Genomic DNA, 22,445 nt, shown 5'->3' with positions numbered 1-22,445 from the left:
TCGCAAGCGGAATAAGTGCGGTGCCATAGGCGCCTGGGACCGTCAGGTGGGGCGTTCGAAGGCGAGGCGAGGGTGCCGGGCCGTAGAGCGGCGACTGTGATCGTGTGGGATCAGCCTGAAACCGCGCGCAACGCGCCGGGGCGGCGGCCGGTGAGCCGGTCGAGGGCGGCCGCGGTCGCTTCGTCGGCTGGGAGATGGACGATCAGGTGCTGGTCGTCGTCGGCGGAGAGGTCGAGAATCTCGTAGGCGAGGCGGAGGGCACCGGCCTCGGGGTGGGCGAACCGCGTGATACCTGTGGCGGTGGCCAGACTGGGGATGGTCTCGACGCGGTCGGCGAACGCGGGGCCCGCGATGACGGTGAGCTCGTCGGCGAGCGCGGCGATGTGCGGATCCGCGCGGAAAGGGCCTTGCTTCAGCGTGGCGACCATTTCGTCGGCAACATGCCCCCAGTCCGGGTAGAGGGCGCGGGCGTCGGGGCCGGTGAAGAGGAAACGGGACAGGTTCGCTGGGGTATCCGTTCCGGTGAACAACCCGGTCGGCGCCATCAGCCGGTGGTAGCCCTCGGTGTAGGCGAGAACCTCGGTCAGGCGGTTCACCACTACGGCGGGCGCGGGTTCGAGGCGGTCCAGGATCGCCCGCACGGTGGGGCGAACGTCGCGCTGTGGTTGCGCGCCGCCCATGCAGTTGAACCCGGTGTCCGCCGCCTTGGTCAGGCGGTGCAGGTGGACCCGTTCGGCGGGGCTGAGGCCGAGCGCGTCTGCCAGCGCGGACAGTACCTGCGGCGAGGGGCGCCGGTCGCGGCCCTGTTCGAGCCGGGTGATGTACTCCACGCTCACCCCGGCCAGCGTCGCCAGTTCCGCCCGACGCAGCCCGGGGGTGCGGCGCCGGGGTCCGGTGGGCAGGCCGACCTGGGCAGGCGTCACCCCTTCGCGGCGGGTGCGCAGGAACAGACCCAACTCGTTGTCGCTCACCCTTCGAACGTAACAAGCACAAACCGCCCGAGGGTGTCCCTGTCACTACCACTCTTGCGGCGGTCTTCCTTGCCTGCGTGCAGGGCAGCAGATTGGACCTGCGGCCCGACCGGGTCGTTCTCGATCCGAGGAGGAACAACATGTCCAATGCCCCACTGAAGCTCGCGGTGGTCATCGGTAGCGTCCGGGATGGCCGCTTCGGACCCGCCGTAGCCTCGTGGTTCACCGAGCAGGCACAGCGGCATGATGCGTTCGAAGTGGACGTCATCGATCTGGCCGAAGCGCACTTGCCGCTCGAACTGCCCGCCGTTCCCCCGGCGCTCGAGCCGAACCCGCAGCGCCCAGAGGGCATGATCGAGCTCACCCGTAGGCTCACGGCGGCCGACGCGTTCGTCATCGTCACGCCCGACTACAACCGCAGCATCCCGGCCGCGCTGAAGGCCGCCATCGACTGGCATTACACCCAGTGGGATGCCAAGGCGATCGGGTTCGTCGGCTACAGCGGGGCCAGCGGCGGCTTGCTCGCCATCGAGCACCTACGCCAGATCTTCAACGAACTCAACGCCCACACCGTCCGCGAGTACGTCTCGTTCCCGCGCTACTACCTACTCTTCGACGCCGAAGGCCAGCTGCTCGAGCCCGATGAGCCCGCCGCGGCCGCCGCGGCGATGCTCGACCAATTGCATTGGTGGGCAAGTGCATTGAACACCGCCCGCGCAGTTCAGGCGGCAGCGTGAGCGATATCGGTGGTCGCGGTCCCCGGGGTGCTCGGGATTCCGGAGCACCGGGGAACTGGGCGGGATCGCGAACACGTCGAAGAGCTCGAGTGCGTCCAGAGTTCGAGGATCTCGCCCTGCGATGCGCCGCCGATCCGGTGCTGGAACTCCACCTCGACGGAGACGGACCGGCCGCCTGGCCGGTGCTGTTCAGCGCATCGTCGTACTGTTTTGCTGAGGTACGGTCGGTTGCCGGTACTCGGCCGCCCGTGAGCGCGGTCGGCCGGCACCCGAACCGATAGGGTGCGTGGCGTGGCTGTGTACTCCTCCGATCTCGAACTCGCCCTGCGGCTGGCCGATGCGGCCGATGCCATCACCCGGGCTCGCTTCGGTGCGCTGGATTTGAAAGTCGACGCGAAGCCGGATCTGACGCCGGTCTCGGATGCCGACCTGGCCGTGGAGAAGGCGATTCGACAGGTGCTGTCCGAGAAGCGGCCGGACGACGCGGTGCTCGGTGAGGAGTTCGGCGGCACCGCTGAGTTCAGTGGAAGGCAGTGGGTGGTCGATCCGATCGACGGCACGAAGAACTTCGTGCGGCGGGTGCCGATCTGGGCGACGCTGATCGCGCTGCTGGAGGACGGCGAGCCGGTCGTCGGTGTGGTGAGCGCGCCCGCGCTGGCCCGGCGGTGGTGGGCCGCCGCTGGTTCGGGAGCATGGTCGAGCTTCGAATCGGGCGACGGCAAGGAGATTTCGGTTTCCGCCGTCGGTGAGTTGAGCTCGGCCAGTCTGGCGTTTTCCAGCCTGTCCGGCTGGCGCGAGCGTGGCCTGCGTGACGACTTCATCGCACTGACCGACGACGTTTGGCGGGTGCGCGGCTACGGCGATTTTCTCAGCTACTGCCTGGTCGCCGAGGGCGCCGTCGACATCGCGACCGAACCCGAAGTATCCCTGTGGGATCTGGCAGCCTTGGACGTCCTCGTCCGGGAGGCCGGTGGCCGCTTCACCTCCCTTGACGGCAAACCCGGCCCGCACGGCGGCGACGCCATCGCCACCAACGGGCTCCTCCACGACGAGGTCCTCAACCGTTTCCTGGGCTGAGCGATGACATCCGAACAGTTCCCGCCGAACGAATCGTCGACGGAAGGCGTAGCAGTCGGACTCGCGGCTTGCCTGGTTAGAGGCAGCACGGCCACGCAGTTGGTGCCACAGTGGCATGTGGCCCCGATGCATAGCCGTGCCCGGGCACTATCGGGTCTTGCCCGGTGTCGCAGGGGTGACGTCAACACCAGCAGGTGGGCGCAGGCGTCGAAGAGTGCCGTCCATGCTGGTGACGAACAGTGCCCACGAATCTCCATCGCGAGCGATGCGAACCGAGGTGGCGCCGTCCGGTGGGTTCCGTAGGGGGCCGGGCTTGATCAGGCCGGTGATAATCGCGCAGGTCGCGCCGGTGGCCGTGTCCACCTGGTAGACGGCGCCGAGAATGTGATCAGCGACGAACAGGGCTCCGGCGCGGGTGGCCTCCATATCGTCGGGTAGCGCGACCAAGTCGGGGATGCCCGAGACGAGGGTGTGGCGGCTGGGGTCGTGCAGTGGGATGCGGTAGATCTGCAGAGTCATCGTGTCGACGTAGATCGACTCGCCGTCGGCGGCGAGCGCGATGCCGTTGGCCGGCGGCAGGCTCGCCCAATCCCGCTCGTACTCGTTCGTCGCCGGCCAATAGCGGGAGATTCCGGTCGGACCGCCGAGGCCGATGGTGGTGAACAGCAGGCCGCCGTCCGGCAGCAACAGCAGTCCGTTCGGACCGTTCAGCCCGGTGAGCAGGATTTGCACCGTTCCAGTCGCGGTGTCGTAGCGCTGTAGCGTGCCGGGCGGCTCGCTGAGTCCATCACCGGTGAGGAAGTAGACGTACGGTCCCGCGACGCGCACTCCTGCCGGACGCCACAACCCCGTTACCAGCTTCTCCATCCGCCCGGCGCCGTCGACGTGCGCGAGGTACCCGTCCATGATCCCGGTGACGTAGAAGCCGCCCCGCCCGTCGGAGTCGAGGTTCTCCAGATTGCCGACACCCTCGACCACCGTGGTGGCTTCCCATCCTTCCGAGCACATGGTGGGGACTGTTCCCGCCTGCGACATCGGCGTGGCCGCCGCGATGCCCGCGAACACCGCTGCGGTGACCAGCGCCGCGCGCACTCGATTGCTCCCCATTCCTGTTGCCATGAGAGCGAACGTAACAGCGTCGAACGATTCGGACCGCTCGACGAATTGCCACGGATGGATGAATCCGCACGTCAGCGGATCGGGGTCGGGCAAATGACATTCGGTTCTCCACATGTGGAGAACCAGGCGGCCGAGCACGGTGAACGACGACGCGTACCCATACCGCCGCGGGCGAGCGCTCGTAGGATGGGCCGGGTGACTTCCCTCGATGATTTCGCGGCTGTGGCGATCGACGGCGAGCCGGGTATGGACGCCGGATCCGGTGCGGCGCAACGGGTTCTACGCCGAGTCTTCGGCTACGACAGCTTCCGCGGCGACCAGCACGAGATCGTCGAGCACGTGGTCGCGGGTGGCGACGCACTGGTCCTCATGCCGACCGGCGGTGGGAAGTCGCTCTGCTACCAGGTGCCCGCCCTGGTGCGCCCCGGCGTCGGGGTGGTGGTCTCGCCGCTGATTGCGCTGATGCAGGATCAGGTGGACGCGCTCAGTGCCCTCGGCGTGCGCGCGGGCTTCCTGAACTCCACCCAGTACCCCGACGAGCGCCGGATGGTGGAAGCGCAATTCGTGGCGGGGGAACTCGACCTGCTGTACCTGGCGCCGGAGCGGCTGCGCTTGGAATCGACCGCCAAGCTGCTCGATCGGGGCAAGGTCGCGTTGTTCGCCATCGATGAGGCGCACTGTGTCTCTCAGTGGGGCCACGACTTCCGCCCCGACTATCTGGGCCTTTCCGTATTGCACGAGCGGTGGCCGGACGTGCCGCGGATCGCGCTGACCGCGACCGCCACCGAGAAGACGCGCGACGAGATCATCCAGCGTCTCGAGCTCGGCTCGGCCCGTCGCTTCGTCGCCAGCTTCGATCGACCCAATATCCAGTACCGGATCGAGCCGAAGAACCGGCCCGAGCGCCAGCTGCTGGAATTCATCCGCACCGAGCATTCGGGGGCCGCGGGCATCGTCTACTGTCTCTCGCGCAACTCGGTCGACAAGACCGCCGCCTTCCTCACCGAAAACGGCATCACCGCCGTGCCGTATCACGCTGGCCTGGACAATCGCACTCGTGCCGTGAATCAGTCGCGGTTCCTCCGCGAAGACGGTCTGGTCGTCGTGGCGACTATTGCCTTCGGGATGGGCATCGACAAGCCCGACGTGCGCTTCGTCGCACACCTCGACCTACCGAAGTCTGTCGAGGGCTACTACCAGGAGACCGGTCGCGCGGGCCGAGATGGGCTGCCCTCTACCGCGTGGATGGTTTATGGCCTCAGCGACGTGGTGCAGCAGCGCAAACTGATCGAGGCTTCCGATGGTGACGCCGCTCACCGCCGTCAGCTCCAACTGCACCTGGAGGCGATGCTCGCGTTATGCGAGACGGTGAGCTGCCGCCGCACCCAGCTGCTGGCGTACTTCGGCCAGCCGGGCTTGCCGTGTGGCAACTGCGACACCTGCCTGTCGCCACCGCAATCCTGGGATGGCACCGTGGCCGCCCAGAAGCTGTTGTCCACGGTGCTGCGGCTCGAGCGGGAACGGGGCCAGCGTTTCGGCGCGGGCCATATCGTCGACATTCTGCTCGGCAAGAAGAACCCGAAGGTGTTGCAGTACGACCATCACGGGCTGAAGGTCTTCGGCATCGGTACGGATCTGCGCGATACGGAATGGCGCGGCGTGGTACGGCAACTGCTCGCCTGTGGCCTGCTCGCCGTGCACGGTGACTACGGTGTCCTGACGCTCACCGAGGCCAGCAGCGAGGTGCTGTTCGACGGACGCCAGGTGCTGCTGCGCCGGGAACCCGAACGAGCAGCCAAACCGGCGCGCGCCGCGAAAGCGGGTAGATCCGTGGCCGCCGAGCTGCCGTCCGCCGACGTGCCGCTGTTCGAGAAGCTGCGCGAATGGCGCGCGGCCACCGCCAAGGAGCAGGGTGTCCCGGCATATGTCGTCTTTCACGACGCCACCTTGCGTGAGATCGCGGCCCGCAAACCCGCAAGTCTCGCCGACCTCGGCGGCGTCGGCGGCGTCGGCGAGAACAAACTCGCGAAGTACGGAGAGCAGGTGCTCGATGTGCTCGCCGCAGGGTGAGCCCGTCCACGGGTCACCGCGTGCCGACCACCGATGGGTGCGGGGGGCGAACGACTGTGGAGGACAGCGATTGACGGCGACACGCGCCGGAGTTCCAACCGTGTTGCTGCGCGCGGGAATTGCAGCGTGTCGCCGTCGGTGCGGCTACCGTTCTGGCTATGGCACCGGGTGATGGTCCCAGCGACGACGGAGCCGAAATTTCTACCGGCTCGCCGGGGGGTGAACCAGCGGACGCGCCGCCGTACGTTCGCAGCAGGACCGATCCATCCGTGGAGGGCGGGTGGCTGGCGCACCGGACCGCGCCGCCGCCGTATCGGCACGGTGGGCCGCGGCTGTCCACGGTGTTCTTGGCCGCCGCGTTCGTCGCGGTCCTCGTGCTCTACATCGTGCTGCGCCAGAGTGGTTAGCGGTGTACGACCTGCGGGAATAATCCGGTTGCCGCGTCACATAGAGTTGACCGTTATGAAGGAGAAGGGGCGTAAGGTCATCGCGACCAACCGCCGGGCGCGGCACAACTACACGATCCTGGATATTTACGAGGCCGGGATCGCGCTGGTCGGCACCGAGGTGAAGAGCCTGCGTGAGGGCAAGGCCTCGCTCGTTGACGCCTTCGCGACGGTGGACAACGGCGAGGTGTGGCTGCGCGGGCTGCATATTCCCGAGTTCAGCCACGGCACCTGGACCAACCACTCGCCGCGCCGGGTACGCAAATTGCTCCTGCACAAGCGCGAGATCGAGCGGCTGGTCGGCAAGTCGCGCGAGGGCAACCAGACCCTGGTGCCGCTGTCGATGTACTTCTCCGACGGCAAAGTGAAGGTAGAGCTGGCCCTCGCCAAGGGTAAGCAGGACTACGACAAGCGTCAGGACCTGGCCAAGCGTACGGCGGAGCGCGAGGTCACCCGCGAGCTAGGACGGCGAATCAAAGGCATGAGGTGACGTAATCCGGCTATGGCCGCTGTTCACGCAGCGCGCCGCCGCCACGGGAGTCGCATGGCTGACCGCGCGGGCCGCGGGGCGTTCCGGCGGCTGCACGGTGAACCGCTGTGGTTGGCCGGGTACGTCGGCGTGCTGGACACCACCATCAAACATGGCGCCGCTCTGGACGAGTTCCACCGGTCGCTGTCGTGAGCGTGCTCGGCTCGCGGTACCCGGCAGCGACCGTGCTGCCGGCGATGGCGCTGCTCGGCGAGCGGCTCCACTGCCAGCAGATCGGTCTGGCCCTCGCGCCGGCTGCGGTCACGCTCATCGCCGCGGCCTGAACAGGCGGATCACCGGGTACACGGTTCGTGGATAGCGATCCGCTTCAGCGTGGGACTCTGGTAGTCGGCGACCACCGTGCGCGAACCGAGCGACGTATTCGGATCGGGCACGTTGACCACCGCACGCTGCGCCGCGACGTCGGGTTCGTCGCGCCCGTAGATCCGGGTCGCTGCCATGCCTTCGGAATCCACGGTGAGCCTGTCGAGCGTGTTGCGCAGGGCCGGCCGGTCGATGTCGCCCGACCCGGCGGCCTTGGTCAGCAGCGCCTTCATCGGATAGGAGATTGCCCAGCCGATGTTGTAGCCGAAGTTGGTCGGTTCGCTCGGTGCGGCGTTCCTGGCGCGCTGGGCCCCGATGCTGTTCCCGTCCCAGCCGTCGAACGGCGAAGTGTAGTTGTACAGCGTGGTAAGTGCCTGTGCGGCAGGTGTTTTGAGCAACGCGCTGTTCCAGGTCGGTGTGGACCCGAGGAAACGGCCGGTGTAGCCGTCCTTCGCGAGTTTGCTGACGATCTCGGCGGTTTCGGCGGGCCCGGTGGCCAGCAGAACGAGATCAGGTGGATTGGCCATGATCTCGGCAACCGGGAAATCCTGGTTGCCGACCTCGCTGTTGGGACCGGTGTCGATCCGTGAGGCAATCGTCGCGCCGTTGTCCAACGCCCACTTGAGTGCCCCGCTGGCGTAGTCGCCGCCGTAGTTGCCACGGTAGGCGACCACTCCGAGCGTGCGCGGTTGATAGTGGTTCTGCGCGAACCAGTCCAAGCCGAGGACGGCTTCGGTGCAGTACGAGTAGCCGTCGTCCAGCACGAGATCACGGTCGGTGGAGCGATATTGCCAGCCCGACCAGAGCGTGCCCGCCCCCGTCACCAGGTTCGCCTCGTCCATATCATGGAGGACCGCGAGTGTCTGCGCGGTACCGAAACTCATCGCGAGGGCGAGCACGTGCGGCGCTACATTCTCGAATTCCGTGACATGTTTGCGTGGGTCGTAGGCGGTGTCGCGGGTGTAGGTCGCGATGTCGATCTCGTAGCCGCCGATACCGCCCTGTTTGTTCACCTCGTTCCAGAACGCGAGTTGCCCGTCCTGCATGGACCTTCCGAGCGGTGCGAAGGGACCGTTGTTCAGATCGGACAGAACGCCGAGGTAGATGCAGCCCTTGTCCTTGTGGATAGCTTGCGGGCACGGCGCGCGAGTAATGCCGGGAGTCGCGGCGGGCGCCGACGCCGAACAGGCGGCCGTCAACATGAGCCCGAACGCCAGGGGCGCGGCCATGATACGAGATAGTCGGCGACGGTTGCTGGTGAATCTCATGTCTGGCTCTCTTACGGCTGCACGCAGGGCTCGGTGAGGGAGATGCGGTCCTGGGTCGGGCCGTGATAGTCGGACGCCAAGGTCTTGGCACCCAGCGGCGCGGTCTGGTCGGGCATCTCGATGATCGCCCGCTGTCGGGAAAGGTCGGGTTTGGCTGCGCCATAGGTATATTCGGGAATCGCTCCCTCGTAATCGACGCGCAGGCCTGGTACCGACTCGCGGACGCCCTTGCGCCTGAGCTTGCCTTCGACCACGACCCTCGTCAACAGTGCCTTCATCGGGTAGGAGAACATCCAGCCAGCGCTGTACCCCCAGGTCGAGGGCTCCAGCGTCGCCGAGGCGCGTGCCTTCTTGGCGCCCGCGCTGGTGCCGTCCCAGCCGTCCAGCGGCGAGGTCATGTTGTACCGTGCCGTGATCGCGGTCGCCGCAGGGCTTTTCAACAGGCCGCCGTTCCACGTCGGGCCGGAGCCGAGGAACCTGCCGCGATAGCCCGCCAGCGCCGCTTTGCCCATGATCTCGCCGGCTTCGGCTGGGCCCGTGGCCAGCAGCACGAGATCTGCTCCCGCGGCGAGGAGCTTGGCGACCGCGGCGTCCTGGTTGCCGATCTGCGTGTTCGGTTCGGTATCGATCTGCGCCACCACGTCGACGCGGTTGGCGGAGGCCCACTTCTTCGCGCCGGTCGCGTAGTCACCACCATAGTCGCCCTGGTAGCTGACGGTAGCGATCGAGTTCGGCTTCGCCCTTTGCTCCGCGACCCAGTCCAGGGCAATGATCGCCTCGGAGCAGTAGGAGTAGCCGGATTCCAGCAGCAGCCCTTTGTCGCTGTTCTCGAACTGCCAGCCCGACCAAAGGGTTCCGCCGATGGCAACCATATCCGCCGCGTCCATCCGGTCGAGCAACTTCTGCGTCTGCACGGTGCCGAGACTCATCGAGAGCGCGAGGACGTGCGGTTCGATCCGCTGATACGCCTCGGCGTGCTTCCGCAGATCATAGGAGGTGTCCTCGGTGTAGGTGGCGATGTCGACCTCGTACTTGCCGCCGATCCCACCCGCTGCGTTCACCGCTCTCCAAAACGCCAACTGGCCGTTGTTGATGTCCTTGCCCAGCGCGGCGAACGGTCCGCTCGTCAGATCGGACAACACGCCGAGATAAATGCAGCCTTTGCTGGTGTCGACGGCGTTCGGGCAGGGATCGGAGGTGACACCCGGTGCGTCGGCTCGCGCCGAGTTTCCTCGCAGGTAGGAGCAACCGGAAAGGACGAGCCCGGCGATGACGGTGAGGGCGGACAGGCGCAGCAACCTATCCCGAATTTTCGGTACTGCCAAAGTGTTTCCTTAGTCTGAAATCGAGGCCCGCTGCCCAGGGCCGAGCGGACGGCCCGTGCAGTGTAAGTCGCTTCGGCATCGGGCCGGGGCGATCGTGTGCCAGCATCCGGGAAGGCCGGGCGTGTCCGCGTCCGGCGGGGCACTGACCGTCGCCTGCCGCGCTGCGAGAGGGGGCTCGTCGACGTCGGGCCCACCGGGTTGCCATGGTCTGCCTGTCGATACCTCTACGCGGCGCGGGTTGCGCGGTGTCGATACGGGCAGGCCGCGACAACGACAGTGTGGCGCCCGCCACTACCGAATAATGGGATGATCCGCGATCCGAGCGGTGTTAATATGAACAGCCCGGCAAGGAGCCGGGGCGTACGGGGCTGAACGGTTTCGACTGCGTACGTAGATTCAGGGGAAGCGTGTCGGTGCAGGCAAGAGACCACCGTAAGCGTCGCTGCAACCAATTAAGCGCCGATTCTCATCAGCGCGAGTACGCTCTCGCTGCCTAATCAGCAGAGCGTCTCTGTCGGCCCGGGGCATGCCCTCGGCTCCGGTGCCGGCATCAGCTAGAGGGCTCACCGTCCTACTCGGTCGCGGAGTAGTACGGGACAGCAAACAGCGACTGGGATCGTCATCCGAGCTTGTTCGCGAGACTCGGAGATCCGAGTAGAGGCCTAGCGGACTGCACACGGAGAAGCCCTGAAGACGCGGCGGAGGACCCGGGTTCGATTCCCGGCAGCTCCACGAGAGAAGGACCCACATTCATGGAGAGTGTGGGTCTTTCTCGTTTCCCAATGTAGGGGATGGTCGATGCTTGAATAGGGCAAGTTACGGAAGGTCGCCCGGCGGCCTGACAGTCCTGAAGTGAGCAGAGGATGCGATGGCGGTACCGGAGAAGCGGAGCCCCCGATGACCGGCGAGCGTTACAAGGTGATGCCGTTGGAGCATCCCGATGGATCATCGCAAGTGCTGAAGGACTTCATCGATTGGGGCGGGCGAGCGATTGAGGCATCACTGGAGGTTCTCGGCTCGGGGCACACCACTGTTCCGGATTACTCGCAGCGTTTGGAAGGCGATGGCAAGGTCGTCGACATCGACGAGAAAACCGGCGGTGTGATGGTCAACAGTTATGGTGATTTGGACAAGACGGTAGGCGCCGCCAAAGAGGCGATACATGTCACCGATGAAGGCGTAGACACCTCCACCTTTGCGACATCCGGAGTCGCTGCGAGTGCATTCTCCGACATCCAAGGTTATGTCGCCGAGCTCAAAGATGCGTTGGACAAGGCGCCTGATCTGGTTCGGGATCTGGACAATCCGCACCCGCAGAAGCATCTGACGGTGGCCGAGTTAGGTCTCATGTCGGCCGTGGCCAAGGCTGTCGGCAACACCCATGACAAGGTCGTGGAAGCCCAGGCGAAGATCACGCAACAGGCAGACGGGATCGGCGGCGCCACTCCCACCTACGACACGAGCACTCCCTCTTACGCCGGAAACGGCTATCCGACACCAACTAGTGGCTACAGCGGCGGCTCCGGCGCAGGAAGCCCGGTCTCGTACACAGGTTCTGCCGCGAATGCCCAGCCGATATCCAGCGGTCAGAAGGCGACGGCTGAGAAAATCTATCGGTACCTCAGGGATAAATACGGCCTGACGCACAATGAAGCGACTGCCATCCTCGGTAATATGCAGACCGAATCAAGCTTCAACACCGCCGCGTACAATGCGGCTGAAGGTGCCATAGGCCTGATCCAGTGGGAAGGGAGCCGGGACGACGCGCTGCGAGCTTTCGCGGGTAGCCGGGCCGGTGACTGGAAGGCGCAGGTCGATTTCATGATGCATGAAGCCGCAACCTCCGAAAAGGGCAATTGGGAGAAATTTAGAAGTCGGGCCGCGATATCACCTGCAGAAGGCGCGGCGGCCTTCGACCAATACTATGAGAGAAGTGCGGGTACGACCCGGCGAGAGCGTGTCAACAATGCGACAGCCTTTGCGGCGTCTATTCCGAATACTGCGAGTCCCACGAGAGATGTCTCCATGATGGCGTAGTTTCACGCGACGGTGATGGTCGAAGTGGAAGGCGCATCGCCAGCCGCGACCGCTCACTCCACGGGCCGAGATCGCACCATCGCCGCCGAGGTCGATGCACCGGCGCATGCCCAGGTTCGCCTGGAAGGTGCCGAAGGCCCTGGCTCGCGGCCGGTCGCGCAGCGGCGCATCGGTCGGTCCCGGGTCGATTGAAGGCCGGCGTGCACACGGGCGTAGTCCTAGTGCATCAGCCCATCCTCGTCCACGACGCCTCGCGCATGGTGTCGACCTGCGAATGGCCGGTCACACGCACGGCGGCCAACTGCGGGCGGGCCTTTTGCGGAAGCCGACGGGGAATCGGTGTCGTGCTCGGGCCGGAATGCGCGCCGGTTGAGCAGTTCAGGGTGCGGAAAGTTCGCTGGCTGCATAGGCTCACGGGGCTTGCTGTTCTAACGCTTGGAGTTTCTCGCCTATGTCGATGCCGTCCTCACCGGCGCACAGCCGATCCGGTCGCGCGCCGCTCGATTCGCCGATCGACACCGATGGCCCACGGATATCGCTGCATTCGCCGGAGTTCGCGGCGGATCCGCACCGGGCCTATCGGGAGATGCGGGAACAGTACGGGTCGTTGGTGCCGGTGGAATTAGCGTCGGGTGTGCCCGCCACCTTGGTGATCGGGTACTACACCGCGGTGCGGATCCTCAACGACCCGAACCATTTCCCGGCCGATCCGCGCACCTGGCAGAAGAACGTTCCCACCGACTGCCCTGTGCTGCCGATGATGCAGTGGCGGCCGAACGCCTTGCGCAGCGCAGGTGCCGAGCATGCCCGCTATCGGCAAACCAATATCGCGGGCCTCGACAAGGTCGATCAGTACAGCCTGCACGACATCGTGGCACAGATCGCGATCCCGCTGATCAATTCGTTCTGCGCGGACGGGTCAGCGGATCTGGTCCGCCAGTACGCGTTTCCGCTGGCCTTCGCGGTGCTGAACGCGATGCTCGGTTGCCCCGCGGAGATAGCACAGCAGGCGGCGAGAGGTATGGCCGCGATCTTCGAGGGCGTCGATGCGGAAACGGGGAACAAGACGCTCACCGACGCGATGCTGCAGTTGACTCTGCTCAAACGAGCCGAACCCGGCGACGATGTAGCCACGCGGATGCTGCTGCACCTGGCTGGGCTGAGCGATACGGAGATGGTGCATCAGCTGGGCACGCTGTACGGCGCCGGTATCGAACCGCAGCAGAATCTGATCGTCAACACCCTGCTGCTGATCCTCACCGACGAGCGGTTCGGCGACAGTGTGCTGGGTGGGAGCCAGTCGACCCGGGACGCCCTCGACGAGGTGTTGTTCAACAATCCGCCGATGGCGAACTTCTGCTTCAGCTTTCCGAGACAGCCGATCCTGATCGACGATGTCTGGCTACCCGCCCACCAACCGGTCGTCATCAGTATCGCTGCCTGCAATAACGATCCCGCGATCGGTGCCGACCAGTACGCGGGTAATCGCTCCCATCTGGCTTGGGGCGCCGGGCCGCATGTCTGCCCCGCCAGTTCGATTGCCTACTTGGTCGCCCAGGACGCGATCGACCAACTACTCGACGCCCTGCCGGAGATACGCCTCGCGATATCGCCTGCTGACCTGACCTGGCGGCCGGGCCCGTTCCACCGGGCATTGACCACGCTGCCCGTCATCTTCCCGAAATCCCCGCGGCTACCTGAGGCGTAGCAGGCGGAACCGCAAAGCTGGTGGGATCGCCGCGGTGCGCCGGTGCCGGAGGTGAGCAAGGCGTCGGGGACGTTGCCCAGGTGCGCGTCATGCCAGCCGTGGCGCCGGACCCCGGCGACCGCCCAGGCGTCCTCAGGCCGGGGGTGGCGTAGCACCGGGGCGACGTCCGTCCTGCGCCGGACGGTAGTAGCGAATCGACCGGCCGAAACCTTGATCAGCCCTGTTGGGTCGGTACCACGATCAGCTCGGCGATGTTCACGTGCTTCGGTGCCGCGATGGCGTACGCGATAGCGTCGGCGATGTCGCCGGGTTCGAGGATCTCGATCTCCGTGCGCCATTGCTCCAGCCCGGCACGCTGCTGCTCGTCCTGCATGCCCGAACCGAGTTCGGTGCCGACGAAGCCGGGTTCGACATTCTTCACCCGGACGCCGCGCGGGCCGAATTCGGCGCGCAGGTTCCGGGTCAGATGCGCGACCGCGGCTTTCGTGGCGCTGTACACGGCGTAGTTGGGGAACACCATGTGCCCGCCGACCGATCCGACGAGCACCAGATCGGATCGCCTGCCCTCGGTCGCCGCCGTGAGCAGGTCGTCGATGAAAGCCCTTCCGGTGTAGAGCAATCCGTTGATGTTCGTGCCGACCATCTGGTCCCACTCGTCGGTGAGCGCGGACTCGAACGGCGCGGCGAGCATGACGCCGGCGTTCGCGACGACGAGGTCGACGGGGCCGAATGCCGCACGCACTGTGGCGGCGGCGTCCCGTACGGACTGCTGGTCGGCGACGTCGGTGGCGACGGCGAGTGCGTCACCACCGATCTCGGCGGCGAGTTCCTCGATACGATCCTTGCGCCTGCCGAGCAGAGCGACTTTGGCGCCGCTGTGGGCGAGCTGCCGGGCGGTGGCGGCTCCGATTCCACTCGATGCTCCGGTGACTACCGCGACGCGGCCTGTGATGTTGTTTGTCATGCCACTACGGTCGTATCCGGCGCCGTCGCCTGCCAGGTCGCGGACTTCCTGGTAGTCGCGGGGCCACCCAGGGAAGGCCCGGCTCACCTAGGCTCGGGACATGGACTCCGACAATCAACTGGGCGCTTTCTTGCGGGCGCGCCGCGAGCTGGCCCGACCGGAGGACTTCGGGATGTTCGGCGGCGGTCAGCGGCGTGTCGCCGGCCTGCGCCGCGAGGAGGTCGCTCTACTCGCGGGCGTGAGCGCCGACTATTACGTGCGCTTGGAGCAGGGCCGCGACAAGCACCCCTCCGAGCAGGTCGTCACGGCGCTGGCACGGGTATTCGCTCTCGACGAAGAGGGCACGGCGCATCTTCGAGAGCTTGCGCGACCGGCGGTCAAGCGGCCGCGGGCGCCGCGACGGCCCGAACGTGTCGCGCCCGGACTGCTGCGGCTGATGAACGCGTGGCCGAACACGCCCGCGCTGATACTCGGCAGATATCTGGACGTGCTCGCGGCGAACCCGCTGGCCGTGGCGGTCAACGCCTGCTCGACCCCCGGCGTCAACCAGGTGCGCATGGTCTTCCTCGACCCCGAGGCGTGCAACGTCTACGCGGATTGGCCGACTATCGCGGCCGATACCGTGGCGAGCCTCCGGGCGACCGCGGGCACCGACCTGGACGACCCTCGATTCACCGAACTGGTCGGGGAGCTGTCGCTGAAGAGCGAGGAGTTCCGTCGGCTGTGGGCGCGCCACGACGTCAGGGTGAAGACGGCGGGGGTCAAACGTTTCCGCAACCCGATGGTCGGCGAGCTGACCCTCTCCTACGAGACACTGAGTGTGAACGGCGCGCCGGGCCAGCTGCTCATCGCCTACCATGCCGAGCCGGGGTCGGCGTCCGAGCGGTCGCTCGCCTTGCTCGGCAGCCTGATCGCGGCGGACAAGACTCCGGACGACCGACGTGACGTAGCGCAGCCGAGCGCGGAGCGGATCAGCTGAGCCGATCGGCGACCGTGTTAGGAGGTGTGCACCTGCGGTTGCTCGAGTACGTCCTGGCCGGCGGCCAGTTCGAGCCCGAGTCGGTGCTCGGTGGCCGCGAAGCGCAGCTCCAACAGATCATTCAGTGCGGGCCCGCGCCACAGCCGATTCGGCTTCCCGCAGCGTGGCCAGGTCGCTGGACGCTCGTACGGAGGCGGCCGGCCGTTCGAAGCGGATCAGGTCGACGTCGACGGGATCGACCCGCAGCCGGTAGCCGGGCGCCACGCCCGCCACGCGCTCGGCGCCGACCGCCCTGCGGGAGACCAGCGCCTGGAGGGCGTTGGCCCCGTTCGCCGGCCGGTGGTCCGCCCAGATCGCGTCGATCAATGCGGCCGCCGAGACGACGCGGTCCGCTGCCACGGCCAGCCGTGCCAGTCGACCGGAATCGCCGCATTCCTCGAGTGTTCGGGCGGTTTGCGCCCCGTCGAGACTTGGGTGGAGTGAGGATCTAGATACCTCGCCGGTGCGGATGCCCGGCGCCGTAATCAGGACAGACAGGACCAAACATGACGATGCGAGTGGGTGCGATAGCGGCGGTGTTCGGGGCCGCGGCGATGTGTGCCGTGCCGTCGGCTGGAGCCACCGTGACGCAGGTCGGGACGTATCCCGGCCTCGATTTCGGGTTGGCGACGAACTACGGGACGGGGTGCACCTACACCGCGCGTGCCACAGTCACCGACGTCGTCGCGCCGGTTGTCTTCTACGACAACGGAGTTCCCTTCGGCGTGGTGCGCCCCTCCGGCGGCGTCGCACTGATCGACTGGGTGCCCGCCACCCCCGGTATACACACCGTCAGCGCGGTTCAGGAGCCGGACGCTCCGTTCGCCGCGAGCACTGATGTCCGGGTCGGCACTGGAGTGCATCTGGGTTACGCCTGCACCGTTTTCGGCGGCTGACGGCGCTGCGGGATTGTCGTTCGGCAACGGCTTGCGGTCAGGTGGGCGGCATGACATCCGTCATGCCGCAGCCGTCGATGACCATCGGCGCTCCGACCGCGTTCGTTGTCCTGGCGCCGGTACTGTCGGTTGCGGCGGAGTGCTGAGCTCGACCTTTCATCCTGGGAGGAAGTGATCATGCGAAGCAACGGACCGATCGTGGTCGGTGTGGATGGGTCCGCCGGATCGGCGGCGGCGGTCGCGTGGGGCGCGCAGACGGCGGCACTGCACAATGCATCCCTGCATCTCGTTCACGTCGTCGATCCGACCGCCGACTATGGGCCTGGGATCACCGAGCCGCTCACCAGCACGGACTATGCCCGGTTGGAGGGGCACGGGCGCTGGGTGCTCGACACCGCCCACCAGGAGGCACTCCTCGCAGTCCGCGCTTTGCACGACATCGACGTCACCACCGAGCTGGTGCACCAGGTCGTCGGTCCGGCGCTGCTGGACCGTACCGTCGAGGCGCGCACGATGGTGGTCGGTACCCGCGAGCGTGGCACCGTGCGTCGAGCGCTGCTCGGCTCGGTCAGCGCGGCGCTGGCGCGGCGGGCGCACTGCCCGGTGGTCGTAGTCCGGGAGGGACCGCCGCTCACGGCGGAGGCCAGGAAGCAACCGGTCGTGGTCGGCGTGGACGGCACTCGGATCAGCGAACCCGCGATCGAGGCGGCGCTGATCGAGGCGTCGGCGCGGAAGGTGCCGCTCCTGGCGCTGCACGCGTGGACCGGCGTCGGGCTGCCCGCCGCAGAGGATGCCGACATCGCCACCGACCCCGAGAAGCAGATCGTGCTCGCGGAGAGCTTGGCCGGATGGCAGGAGCGCTTCCCCGATGTCGAGATCCACCGCGAGATCGTGACGGATCGGCCTGCGCGCTATCTGCTCGAACGGTCCGAGCGCGCGCAGCTGCTCGTAGTCGGCAGCCGGGGCCGCGGTGGGTTCGCCGGCATGCTCTTCGGCTCGACCAGCCAGGCGCTGCTGCTGTCGGTGGAGTGTCCGATCATGATCGTCCGCGACCCGCAGTGACCGGGTCCGTGCCGAGGGTGGCGAGCCGATCCGCCACCCCTCGGCCTCACGCCCCCGTCGTCGACCCGGGCCGGACGATCATCAGGACGGTGACCACCGCCCACAGCAGGTTGAACACCCCGGTGTCCATGGCGAGGCGCCGGATCAGCGCCGGGGTTGTTCCGGTGAGGTCGGCGAGAATCTTCTGCTGGCCGGGCAGGACGAGTAGCGCGAGCACGCCCGCCGCGGCGGCGGTCACACCGATCGACGCCACCAGCCAGGCGTCGCCGAGCACGCCGAGGCTGAGCGCGGTGAGCAGGCCGAAAACCGGAACGAGGAGGCCGAGGAGGGCGTAGACCCGGCAGATGCGGTGCAACGTGCCGAGGACGGCCGGGCCGTGGTCGGTCGCCGGAGCGGTGCGGGCACGGCGCGTGGTCGCGGGAAACATGCTCGCCGCCACCGTCACCGGGCCGACGGCGATGATCACGGCCAGCACATGGATCGAGAGCAAGAACTTTGTCACAGCGCTCGACGCTAGCCAGCGCTGCGAGCCGGAGGAACGGGCAGAATTGCCATATCTCGGTCGATTCTCGCCATCCAGCTGCTTCTGGTGGTTGCATTCGAATACGCAGCTCGGTGTATTGGCTGGAATTGACTGCTGAACTACTCTTTTGCCATGCAGACTGTGGCCGTACTCGCCTTGGACCAGGTGATCGCATTCGATTTGGCCACGCCCGCCGAGGTATTCGGCCGCGCGCGACTGCCCGATGGCCGTCCCGCGTACCGGGTGCGGGTCTGCGGGGCCGCACCGGCGGTCGACGCCGGAGTGTTCACGCTGCGACCGCCTTGGGGACTCGAAGCGCTGGCCGACGCGGACACGATCGTCGTTCCCGGCTGTTCGGACCCCAGCCTGCGGGTGCCGGACGAGGCGATCGCCGCGCTGCGCCTTGCCGCCGCGGCGGGCACCCGCATCGCGTCCATCTGTTCCGGCGCGTTCGTCCTCGCCGCCACCGGACTGCTGGACGGGCACCGCGCGACCACGCACTGGCTCGCCGCGGCGGAACTCGCCGCCCGCTATCCGGCCGTCGAGGTGGATCCGGATGTGTTGTACGTAGACAACGGGCAGCTGCTCACCTCGGCGGGCGCGGCGTCCGGAATCGACCTGTGCCTGCACATGATTCGTCGTGACTACGGCTCGGCCGTCGCCGCCGACGCGGCCAGGCTGTCGGTCGTCCCGCTCGAGCGGGAAGGAGGGCAGGCGCAATTCATCGTGCACGACCAGCCGCCCACCCCGCGCGGCTCGACGCTGGAACCTGTCCTGCTGTGGATGCAGGACAATGCCGCGAAGGATCTGACCCTGGACGACATCGCTGCGCATGCCGGGATGAGCACACGCACGCTCAACCGTCGCTTCCGGGAGTACACCGGGACCACGCCGTTGCAGTGGCTGCTCCGTGCGCGTATCCGGCAGGCCCAACACCTGCTCGAGTCCACGGGGCACGCGGTGGACCGGATCGCCGGTCAGGTGGGATTCGGCTCGCCCACCGCGTTCCGCGAACGGTTCAAGCGGGTGGTCGGCACCAGTCCGCACCGCTACCGGGCGGCTTTCCACGGATCTGGCGGAATGGTTTGACAAGCTCGGTGGGGAGGGGCATAAAACCGGAGTAGTACGCTCCGGTTCTCGGTAGGATGCGGTCGTCGAATCCCCTGGCGATCCGCCATCGAAACGAGGGACTGCTCCGATATGACCGAGAGTGACGCAACACCCCAGCTCGACCCCGCCACCATCGACTTCGAACAGGCCTATCGCAGCGGCGCGGTCGCCGAAGGCGTCGTCATGGACCGTTTACCGTGGGAAATCGGCAAACCGCAGCCGCTGCTCGTCGAGTTCGAACGTGCGGGCCGAATCTGCGGCGACGTGCTCGACATCGGCTGCGGCCCAGGCGATTCCTCGATCTATCTGGCTGGACTCGGCTATCGGGTCACAGGGCTGGATCTGGCACCCACCGCCGTAGAGCGGGCCCGCGCTCGCGCCGCCGAGTGTGCGGTAGCGGTGTCGTTCGCTGTAGCCGACGCCACCGAACTCGCCGGCTACGACGACCGATTCGACACCGTGGTCAGCAGCGCCCTGCTGCACTGCCTGGACCAGGGGCAGCGCGCAGCGCACGTAGCGGCGCTTCGACGGGTGATGCGGCCGGGCGCCCGGCTGATCCAATTCTGCTTCGCCCGGACCGAACACAGCGACGCCTACGCGCCACACTCGATCGAGGAATCCGAGCTGTCGGGCACGTTCGACATGCCGGACTGGCGGCGGACGGCGCTGCGGCCCGACGTGCTGACGGCTATCACGCCGCCCCCGCCGATACGGGAGATGCTTGCCGGACGTGGGATTCCGCTGGAGTTCGACGAGGAGGGTGCGCTGTTGCTGCCTGTCTGGGTACTCGAAGCCGTGCGGATCTGATTGCTTCTGGCGACCGATGAGTTTCCGCGCGCCGCACCAGAGGATCAGGCAACATACGGCACTCGCGTAGCCAGATCTCGGCCCGCCGGTGCCGGCGGAGAGGCTGTCGCCGATCATCGCGAACCGGGGTCGAGTGTGGTCGTGCACAAGCGCCGCGGCGTCGCGACTGTCGATCCGGTTGCGGAGCGGCGCCGGGTCAGGGCTGGGGGGCGGACGTCATCCTGCTCAGCAGATCGCGCAGCGCCTGCTGCTGGGTCTCGGTGAGCGAGGTCAGCGGTGAGTTCGCACCGAGCAGCTCGAGTGCGTCCTCGCGTCGGCGCTGACCCGCCGATGTCAGCACGATCTGCTTGGCACGCCGGTCGCTGGGGTGTGGCTCGCGGCGGATCAGGTCCTGCTGCTCGAGTCGATCGAGCACGAACGTCGCGTTGGACGGTTCGCACGACATCCGCCCCGCCAGCTCCCGTGCGGTGATCGGCTCCGACAGCTCACGCAGGGCGATGACCTGCGACGGGGTGAGTTCGAGCTGTTCGGCGACGCGACGGACGTGCACGTCGAGCCGGTGGGTGAACCGGTGCACCAGCTTGCACACGTCGCGGTCGAGTTCGGTGTCCACCGTGGGCTTCGGCTCCCGCGTCATTGCTCCGAGTCTAGCCCGCTCGATTCGAACTGTGATAGTTCTAACTCATATCATTCGAGTTGTAACTAGATGAAGGACGTGGGATGCGACCTGCGGTATTTGCTCTGATGTTGGTGGTGTTCAGCCTGACGACCGGTGAGTTCGTCATCGCGGGCATCCTGCCCGAGGTGGCGGGCGGGCTGGCGGTGTCGGTGGCGGCGGCGGGAACGTTGGTGACCGCGTACGCGATCGGCATGATCGTCGGCGGTCCGGTGGTCACGGTGCTGACCGCGCGGGTGGCGCGCAAGCCCTTGGTCGTGGGCCTGGTGCTGGTATCGATAGCGGCGAACCTCGGATCGGCCTTCGCGCCGAACTACGTTGCGCTGCTGGTGATGCGGGGCGCGGCAGGGTCGATGGTCGCTACCTTCTTCGCGGTCGCGATCGCCACCGCGGTGTCGACCGCTCAGCCGGGCAGGGAGGCCGCGGCGGTGGCGCGCGTGGCGCTCGGTATGAACCTGGGCATCGTGCTCGGCACTCCGCTCGGCGCGGGTATCGGCCAAAGTCTGGGCTGGCGGGCCACATTCGTGGCCGTGGCACTCTGCGCGGCCGCCGCACTGCCGCTGGTTCTGCGCTTCCTGCCCAATCGGCCAGGGGCCGCCGCCGGCGCGATCCGAGGTGAACTCAGGGTGTTCACCGATCGTGACGTGCTGTGGGCGATCGCCCTCACCGCCGTCGGCAACGTCGGCGTCGTCATGGTTTTCACCTACATCACACCTTTGCTGACCGAGATCGCCGGGTTCACGGCAAGCGCGGCGCCGATTCTGCTGCTCGTCTACGGCGTCGGCGCAGTGGTCGGCAACCAGGTCGGCGGCAAGCTCGCCGACCTGGCCCTGCTGCCCTCGGTGACCGCGCTGCTCGCCGCGCTCGCCGGGGTGCTGATGCTGTTCTGGGTGGCCGGTGGCGTCCCGCTACTCGTGGTCGCACTGACGTTCGTGCTCGGAGGGCTGGCCTTCGCGATCATCCCCGGCATGCAGACCCGTGTGGTCGCGGCAGCCACCGCCGCACCGACGCTGGCCGTTGCGGTGAACGCGTCCGGGTTTCAACTGGCCGCGGCGTGCGCGGGACGGCTGGGCGGCTGGGTGATCGGCGACGGCTCAGGGTTGCGGTCGCTGTATCCGGTCGGTGCGGCGCTCACTCTGCTCGGCGTGGCGGTCGCGGGGTATCTGCTCTGGCGCGACCACAGGCTTGCGGCGGCGAATCGCCGGCTTCAGGCGTCTCGCCATTTGATCGAGCAGCCCATGCTGGGCCGCTGCGGTTCCGGCACCGGTCTGCCTGCCAGCACGGCCTCGATGGCGTCACGCAAGTCGCTGCCGGTCACGGGCTTTCCATTGCCCGGCGTCGATTCGTCGAAGGCGCCGCGGTAGGCGAGTTCGAAGTTCGCGTCGTAGAGGAAGAAATCCGGGGTGCACGCGGCGCGGAACGCCCGCCCGACTTGCTGGGTCTCGTCGACGAGATAGGGAAAGGTCCAGCCGGCACGGATCGCCTGATCGCGCAGCCGCAGTGGTGCGTCCTCGGGGTAGGCGGCCGCGTCGTTGGTGCAGATCGCCACCGTCGGCAGGGACGGCAGCGAGTCGACCAGTTCGCCGAGCGCGGCTTCGATGTGTTTGACGTAGGGGCAGTGGTTGCAGGCGAAGACGACCAGTAGTCCCGGTCCGGCCTCGAAATCGTTGCGGGAGTAAATCCGCTGGTCGAGGTCGGGAAGGGAGAACTCGGGTAACGGGGTACCGAGGGTAACCATGAGTGATTCGAACGCCATGGTGTGCCTTCCGTCGGGATCG

General features: G+C 67.0%; 23 protein-coding genes, 1 other RNA gene and 1 pseudogene. 16 read left to right on the top strand and 9 right to left on the bottom strand.

What is annotated here, in order from left to right:
• Window positions 1-110: 110 nt before the first annotated feature.
• A complete protein-coding gene (locus OH799_RS16940) occupies window positions 111-971 on the bottom strand; it encodes a helix-turn-helix transcriptional regulator (protein ID WP_406281346.1) in 861 nt (286 codons plus the stop codon).
• A 140-nt stretch (window positions 972-1,111) separates the two neighbouring features.
• Between OH799_RS16940 and OH799_RS16935 the strand changes: the two genes are divergently transcribed.
• Window positions 1,112-1,708 (top strand): NADPH-dependent FMN reductase, encoded by a 597-nt coding sequence (locus OH799_RS16935; RefSeq protein ID WP_406281343.1) that lies wholly within the window; start codon window positions 1,112-1,114, stop codon window positions 1,706-1,708.
• Window positions 1,709-1,999: 291 nt separating this feature from the next.
• Window positions 2,000-2,785 carry a histidinol-phosphatase gene (hisN, locus tag OH799_RS16930; RefSeq protein WP_406281340.1) on the top strand — a complete coding sequence of 262 codons (786 nt, stop codon included), beginning with the start codon at window positions 2,000-2,002 and terminating at the stop codon, window positions 2,783-2,785.
• A 147-nt stretch (window positions 2,786-2,932) separates the two neighbouring features.
• Here the strand turns inward: hisN and OH799_RS16925 are convergent, their stop codons facing one another.
• Window positions 2,933-3,904 (bottom strand): hypothetical protein, encoded by a 972-nt coding sequence (locus tag OH799_RS16925; protein WP_406281337.1) that lies wholly within the window; start codon window positions 3,902-3,904, stop codon window positions 2,933-2,935.
• Window positions 3,905-4,150: 246 nt separating this feature from the next.
• Here OH799_RS16925 and recQ point away from each other — a divergent pair, with 246 nt between their 5' ends.
• The 5 genes from recQ (at window position 4,151) to OH799_RS16900 (ending at window position 7,233) form a co-directional block, all read left to right on the top strand.
• Entirely contained in the window at window positions 4,151-5,974 is a 1,824-nt protein-coding gene (gene recQ, locus OH799_RS16920) for a DNA helicase RecQ (RefSeq protein ID WP_406282183.1), read from the top strand.
• A 158-nt stretch (window positions 5,975-6,132) separates the two neighbouring features.
• On the top strand, window positions 6,133-6,381 hold the full coding sequence (locus OH799_RS16915; RefSeq protein ID WP_406281335.1) for a hypothetical protein: 249 nt from the start codon (window positions 6,133-6,135) through the stop codon (window positions 6,379-6,381).
• A 55-nt stretch (window positions 6,382-6,436) separates the two neighbouring features.
• On the top strand, window positions 6,437-6,910 hold the full coding sequence (gene smpB, locus OH799_RS16910; RefSeq protein WP_357271707.1) for an SsrA-binding protein SmpB: 474 nt from the start codon (window positions 6,437-6,439) through the stop codon (window positions 6,908-6,910).
• Window positions 6,911-6,964: 54 nt separating this feature from the next.
• Window positions 6,965-7,102, top strand: coding sequence for a hypothetical protein (locus OH799_RS16905; protein WP_406281332.1), 138 nt, complete (start codon window positions 6,965-6,967; stop codon window positions 7,100-7,102).
• Entirely contained in the window at window positions 7,099-7,233 is a 135-nt protein-coding gene (locus OH799_RS16900) for a hypothetical protein (protein WP_406281329.1), read from the top strand. The genes OH799_RS16905 and OH799_RS16900 overlap by 4 nt, the downstream gene beginning before the upstream one ends.
• A 9-nt stretch (window positions 7,234-7,242) precedes the next feature.
• Here OH799_RS16900 and OH799_RS16895 read toward each other — a convergent pair whose 3' ends face one another.
• Both OH799_RS16895 and OH799_RS16890 read right to left on the bottom strand, forming a co-directional pair.
• On the bottom strand, window positions 7,243-8,502 hold the full coding sequence (locus tag OH799_RS16895) for an ABC transporter substrate-binding protein (protein ID WP_406281327.1): 1,260 nt from the start codon (window positions 8,500-8,502) through the stop codon (window positions 7,243-7,245).
• 50 nt (window positions 8,503-8,552) lie between these two features.
• Window positions 8,553-9,866 (bottom strand): ABC transporter substrate-binding protein, encoded by a 1,314-nt coding sequence (locus OH799_RS16890; RefSeq protein WP_406281324.1) that lies wholly within the window; start codon window positions 9,864-9,866, stop codon window positions 8,553-8,555.
• 364 nt (window positions 9,867-10,230) lie between these two features.
• Between OH799_RS16890 and ssrA the strand changes: the two genes are divergently transcribed.
• From ssrA to OH799_RS16875, 3 genes are all read left to right on the top strand, one after another.
• Window positions 10,231-10,601: a transfer-messenger RNA gene (gene ssrA / locus OH799_RS16885) on the top strand.
• A gap of 162 nt (window positions 10,602-10,763) precedes the next feature.
• Window positions 10,764-11,903, top strand: a complete 1,140-nt coding sequence (locus OH799_RS16880; RefSeq protein WP_406281322.1) for a phage tail tip lysozyme — start codon at window positions 10,764-10,766, stop codon at window positions 11,901-11,903.
• A gap of 451 nt (window positions 11,904-12,354) precedes the next feature.
• Window positions 12,355-13,611, top strand: a complete 1,257-nt coding sequence (locus tag OH799_RS16875; RefSeq protein WP_406281320.1) for a cytochrome P450 — start codon at window positions 12,355-12,357, stop codon at window positions 13,609-13,611.
• 214 nt (window positions 13,612-13,825) lie between these two features.
• Here the strand turns inward: OH799_RS16875 and OH799_RS16870 are convergent, their stop codons facing one another.
• Complete coding sequence (locus OH799_RS16870) at window positions 13,826-14,575, bottom strand: SDR family oxidoreductase (RefSeq protein ID WP_406281318.1); 750 nt, start codon at window positions 14,573-14,575, stop codon at window positions 13,826-13,828.
• A gap of 100 nt (window positions 14,576-14,675) precedes the next feature.
• On the opposite strand from OH799_RS16870, the gene OH799_RS16865 reads away from it, so the two are divergent.
• The gene (locus tag OH799_RS16865; protein WP_406281316.1) at window positions 14,676-15,554 is read left to right on the top strand and encodes a helix-turn-helix transcriptional regulator; all 879 of its coding nucleotides are present in this window, start codon (window positions 14,676-14,678) and stop codon (window positions 15,552-15,554) included.
• Between the two features lie 117 nt (window positions 15,555-15,671).
• Here OH799_RS16865 and OH799_RS16860 read toward each other — a convergent pair whose 3' ends face one another.
• Window positions 15,672-15,953: a hypothetical protein gene (locus OH799_RS16860; protein WP_406281313.1), complete on the bottom strand. Its 282-nt coding sequence runs from the start codon at window positions 15,951-15,953 to the stop codon at window positions 15,672-15,674.
• A 146-nt stretch (window positions 15,954-16,099) separates the two neighbouring features.
• On the opposite strand from OH799_RS16860, the gene OH799_RS16855 reads away from it, so the two are divergent.
• Both OH799_RS16855 and OH799_RS16850 read left to right on the top strand, forming a co-directional pair.
• Window positions 16,100-16,489: a hypothetical protein gene (locus OH799_RS16855; protein WP_406281310.1), complete on the top strand. Its 390-nt coding sequence runs from the start codon at window positions 16,100-16,102 to the stop codon at window positions 16,487-16,489.
• Window positions 16,490-16,666: 177 nt separating this feature from the next.
• A complete protein-coding gene (locus OH799_RS16850) occupies window positions 16,667-17,551 on the top strand; it encodes a universal stress protein (RefSeq protein WP_406281308.1) in 885 nt (294 codons plus the stop codon).
• 46 nt (window positions 17,552-17,597) lie between these two features.
• Here the strand turns inward: OH799_RS16850 and OH799_RS16845 are convergent, their stop codons facing one another.
• On the bottom strand, window positions 17,598-18,053 hold the full coding sequence (locus OH799_RS16845) for a hypothetical protein (RefSeq protein WP_406281306.1): 456 nt from the start codon (window positions 18,051-18,053) through the stop codon (window positions 17,598-17,600).
• Between the two features lie 153 nt (window positions 18,054-18,206).
• Between OH799_RS16845 and OH799_RS16840 the strand changes: the two genes are divergently transcribed.
• Window positions 18,207-19,163, top strand: a complete 957-nt coding sequence (locus OH799_RS16840; protein WP_406281304.1) for a GlxA family transcriptional regulator — start codon at window positions 18,207-18,209, stop codon at window positions 19,161-19,163.
• Window positions 19,164-19,274: 111 nt separating this feature from the next.
• Entirely contained in the window at window positions 19,275-19,991 is a 717-nt protein-coding gene (locus OH799_RS16835; protein ID WP_406281301.1) for a class I SAM-dependent methyltransferase, read from the top strand.
• Between the two features lie 196 nt (window positions 19,992-20,187).
• Here the strand turns inward: OH799_RS16835 and OH799_RS16830 are convergent, their stop codons facing one another.
• A complete protein-coding gene (locus OH799_RS16830) occupies window positions 20,188-20,628 on the bottom strand; it encodes a MarR family winged helix-turn-helix transcriptional regulator (RefSeq protein ID WP_406281299.1) in 441 nt (146 codons plus the stop codon).
• Window positions 20,629-20,711: 83 nt separating this feature from the next.
• Here OH799_RS16830 and OH799_RS16825 point away from each other — a divergent pair.
• A pseudogene (locus tag OH799_RS16825) lies at window positions 20,712-21,644 on the top strand (MFS transporter); the annotation flags it as partial.
• Window positions 21,645-21,874: 230 nt separating this feature from the next.
• On the opposite strand, the gene OH799_RS16820 reads toward OH799_RS16825, so the two are convergent.
• A complete protein-coding gene (locus OH799_RS16820) occupies window positions 21,875-22,423 on the bottom strand; it encodes a thioredoxin family protein (protein ID WP_406281297.1) in 549 nt (182 codons plus the stop codon).
• Window positions 22,424-22,445 lie beyond the last annotated feature (22 nt).

The organism is Nocardia sp. NBC_00881 (assembly GCF_045207455.1).
In the GTDB taxonomy this organism is placed as follows: Bacteria; Actinomycetota; Actinomycetes; order Mycobacteriales; family Mycobacteriaceae; genus Nocardia.
Note: the sequence above shows the minus strand (reverse complement) of the source record. Positions and strands in the feature narration are given on the sequence as shown.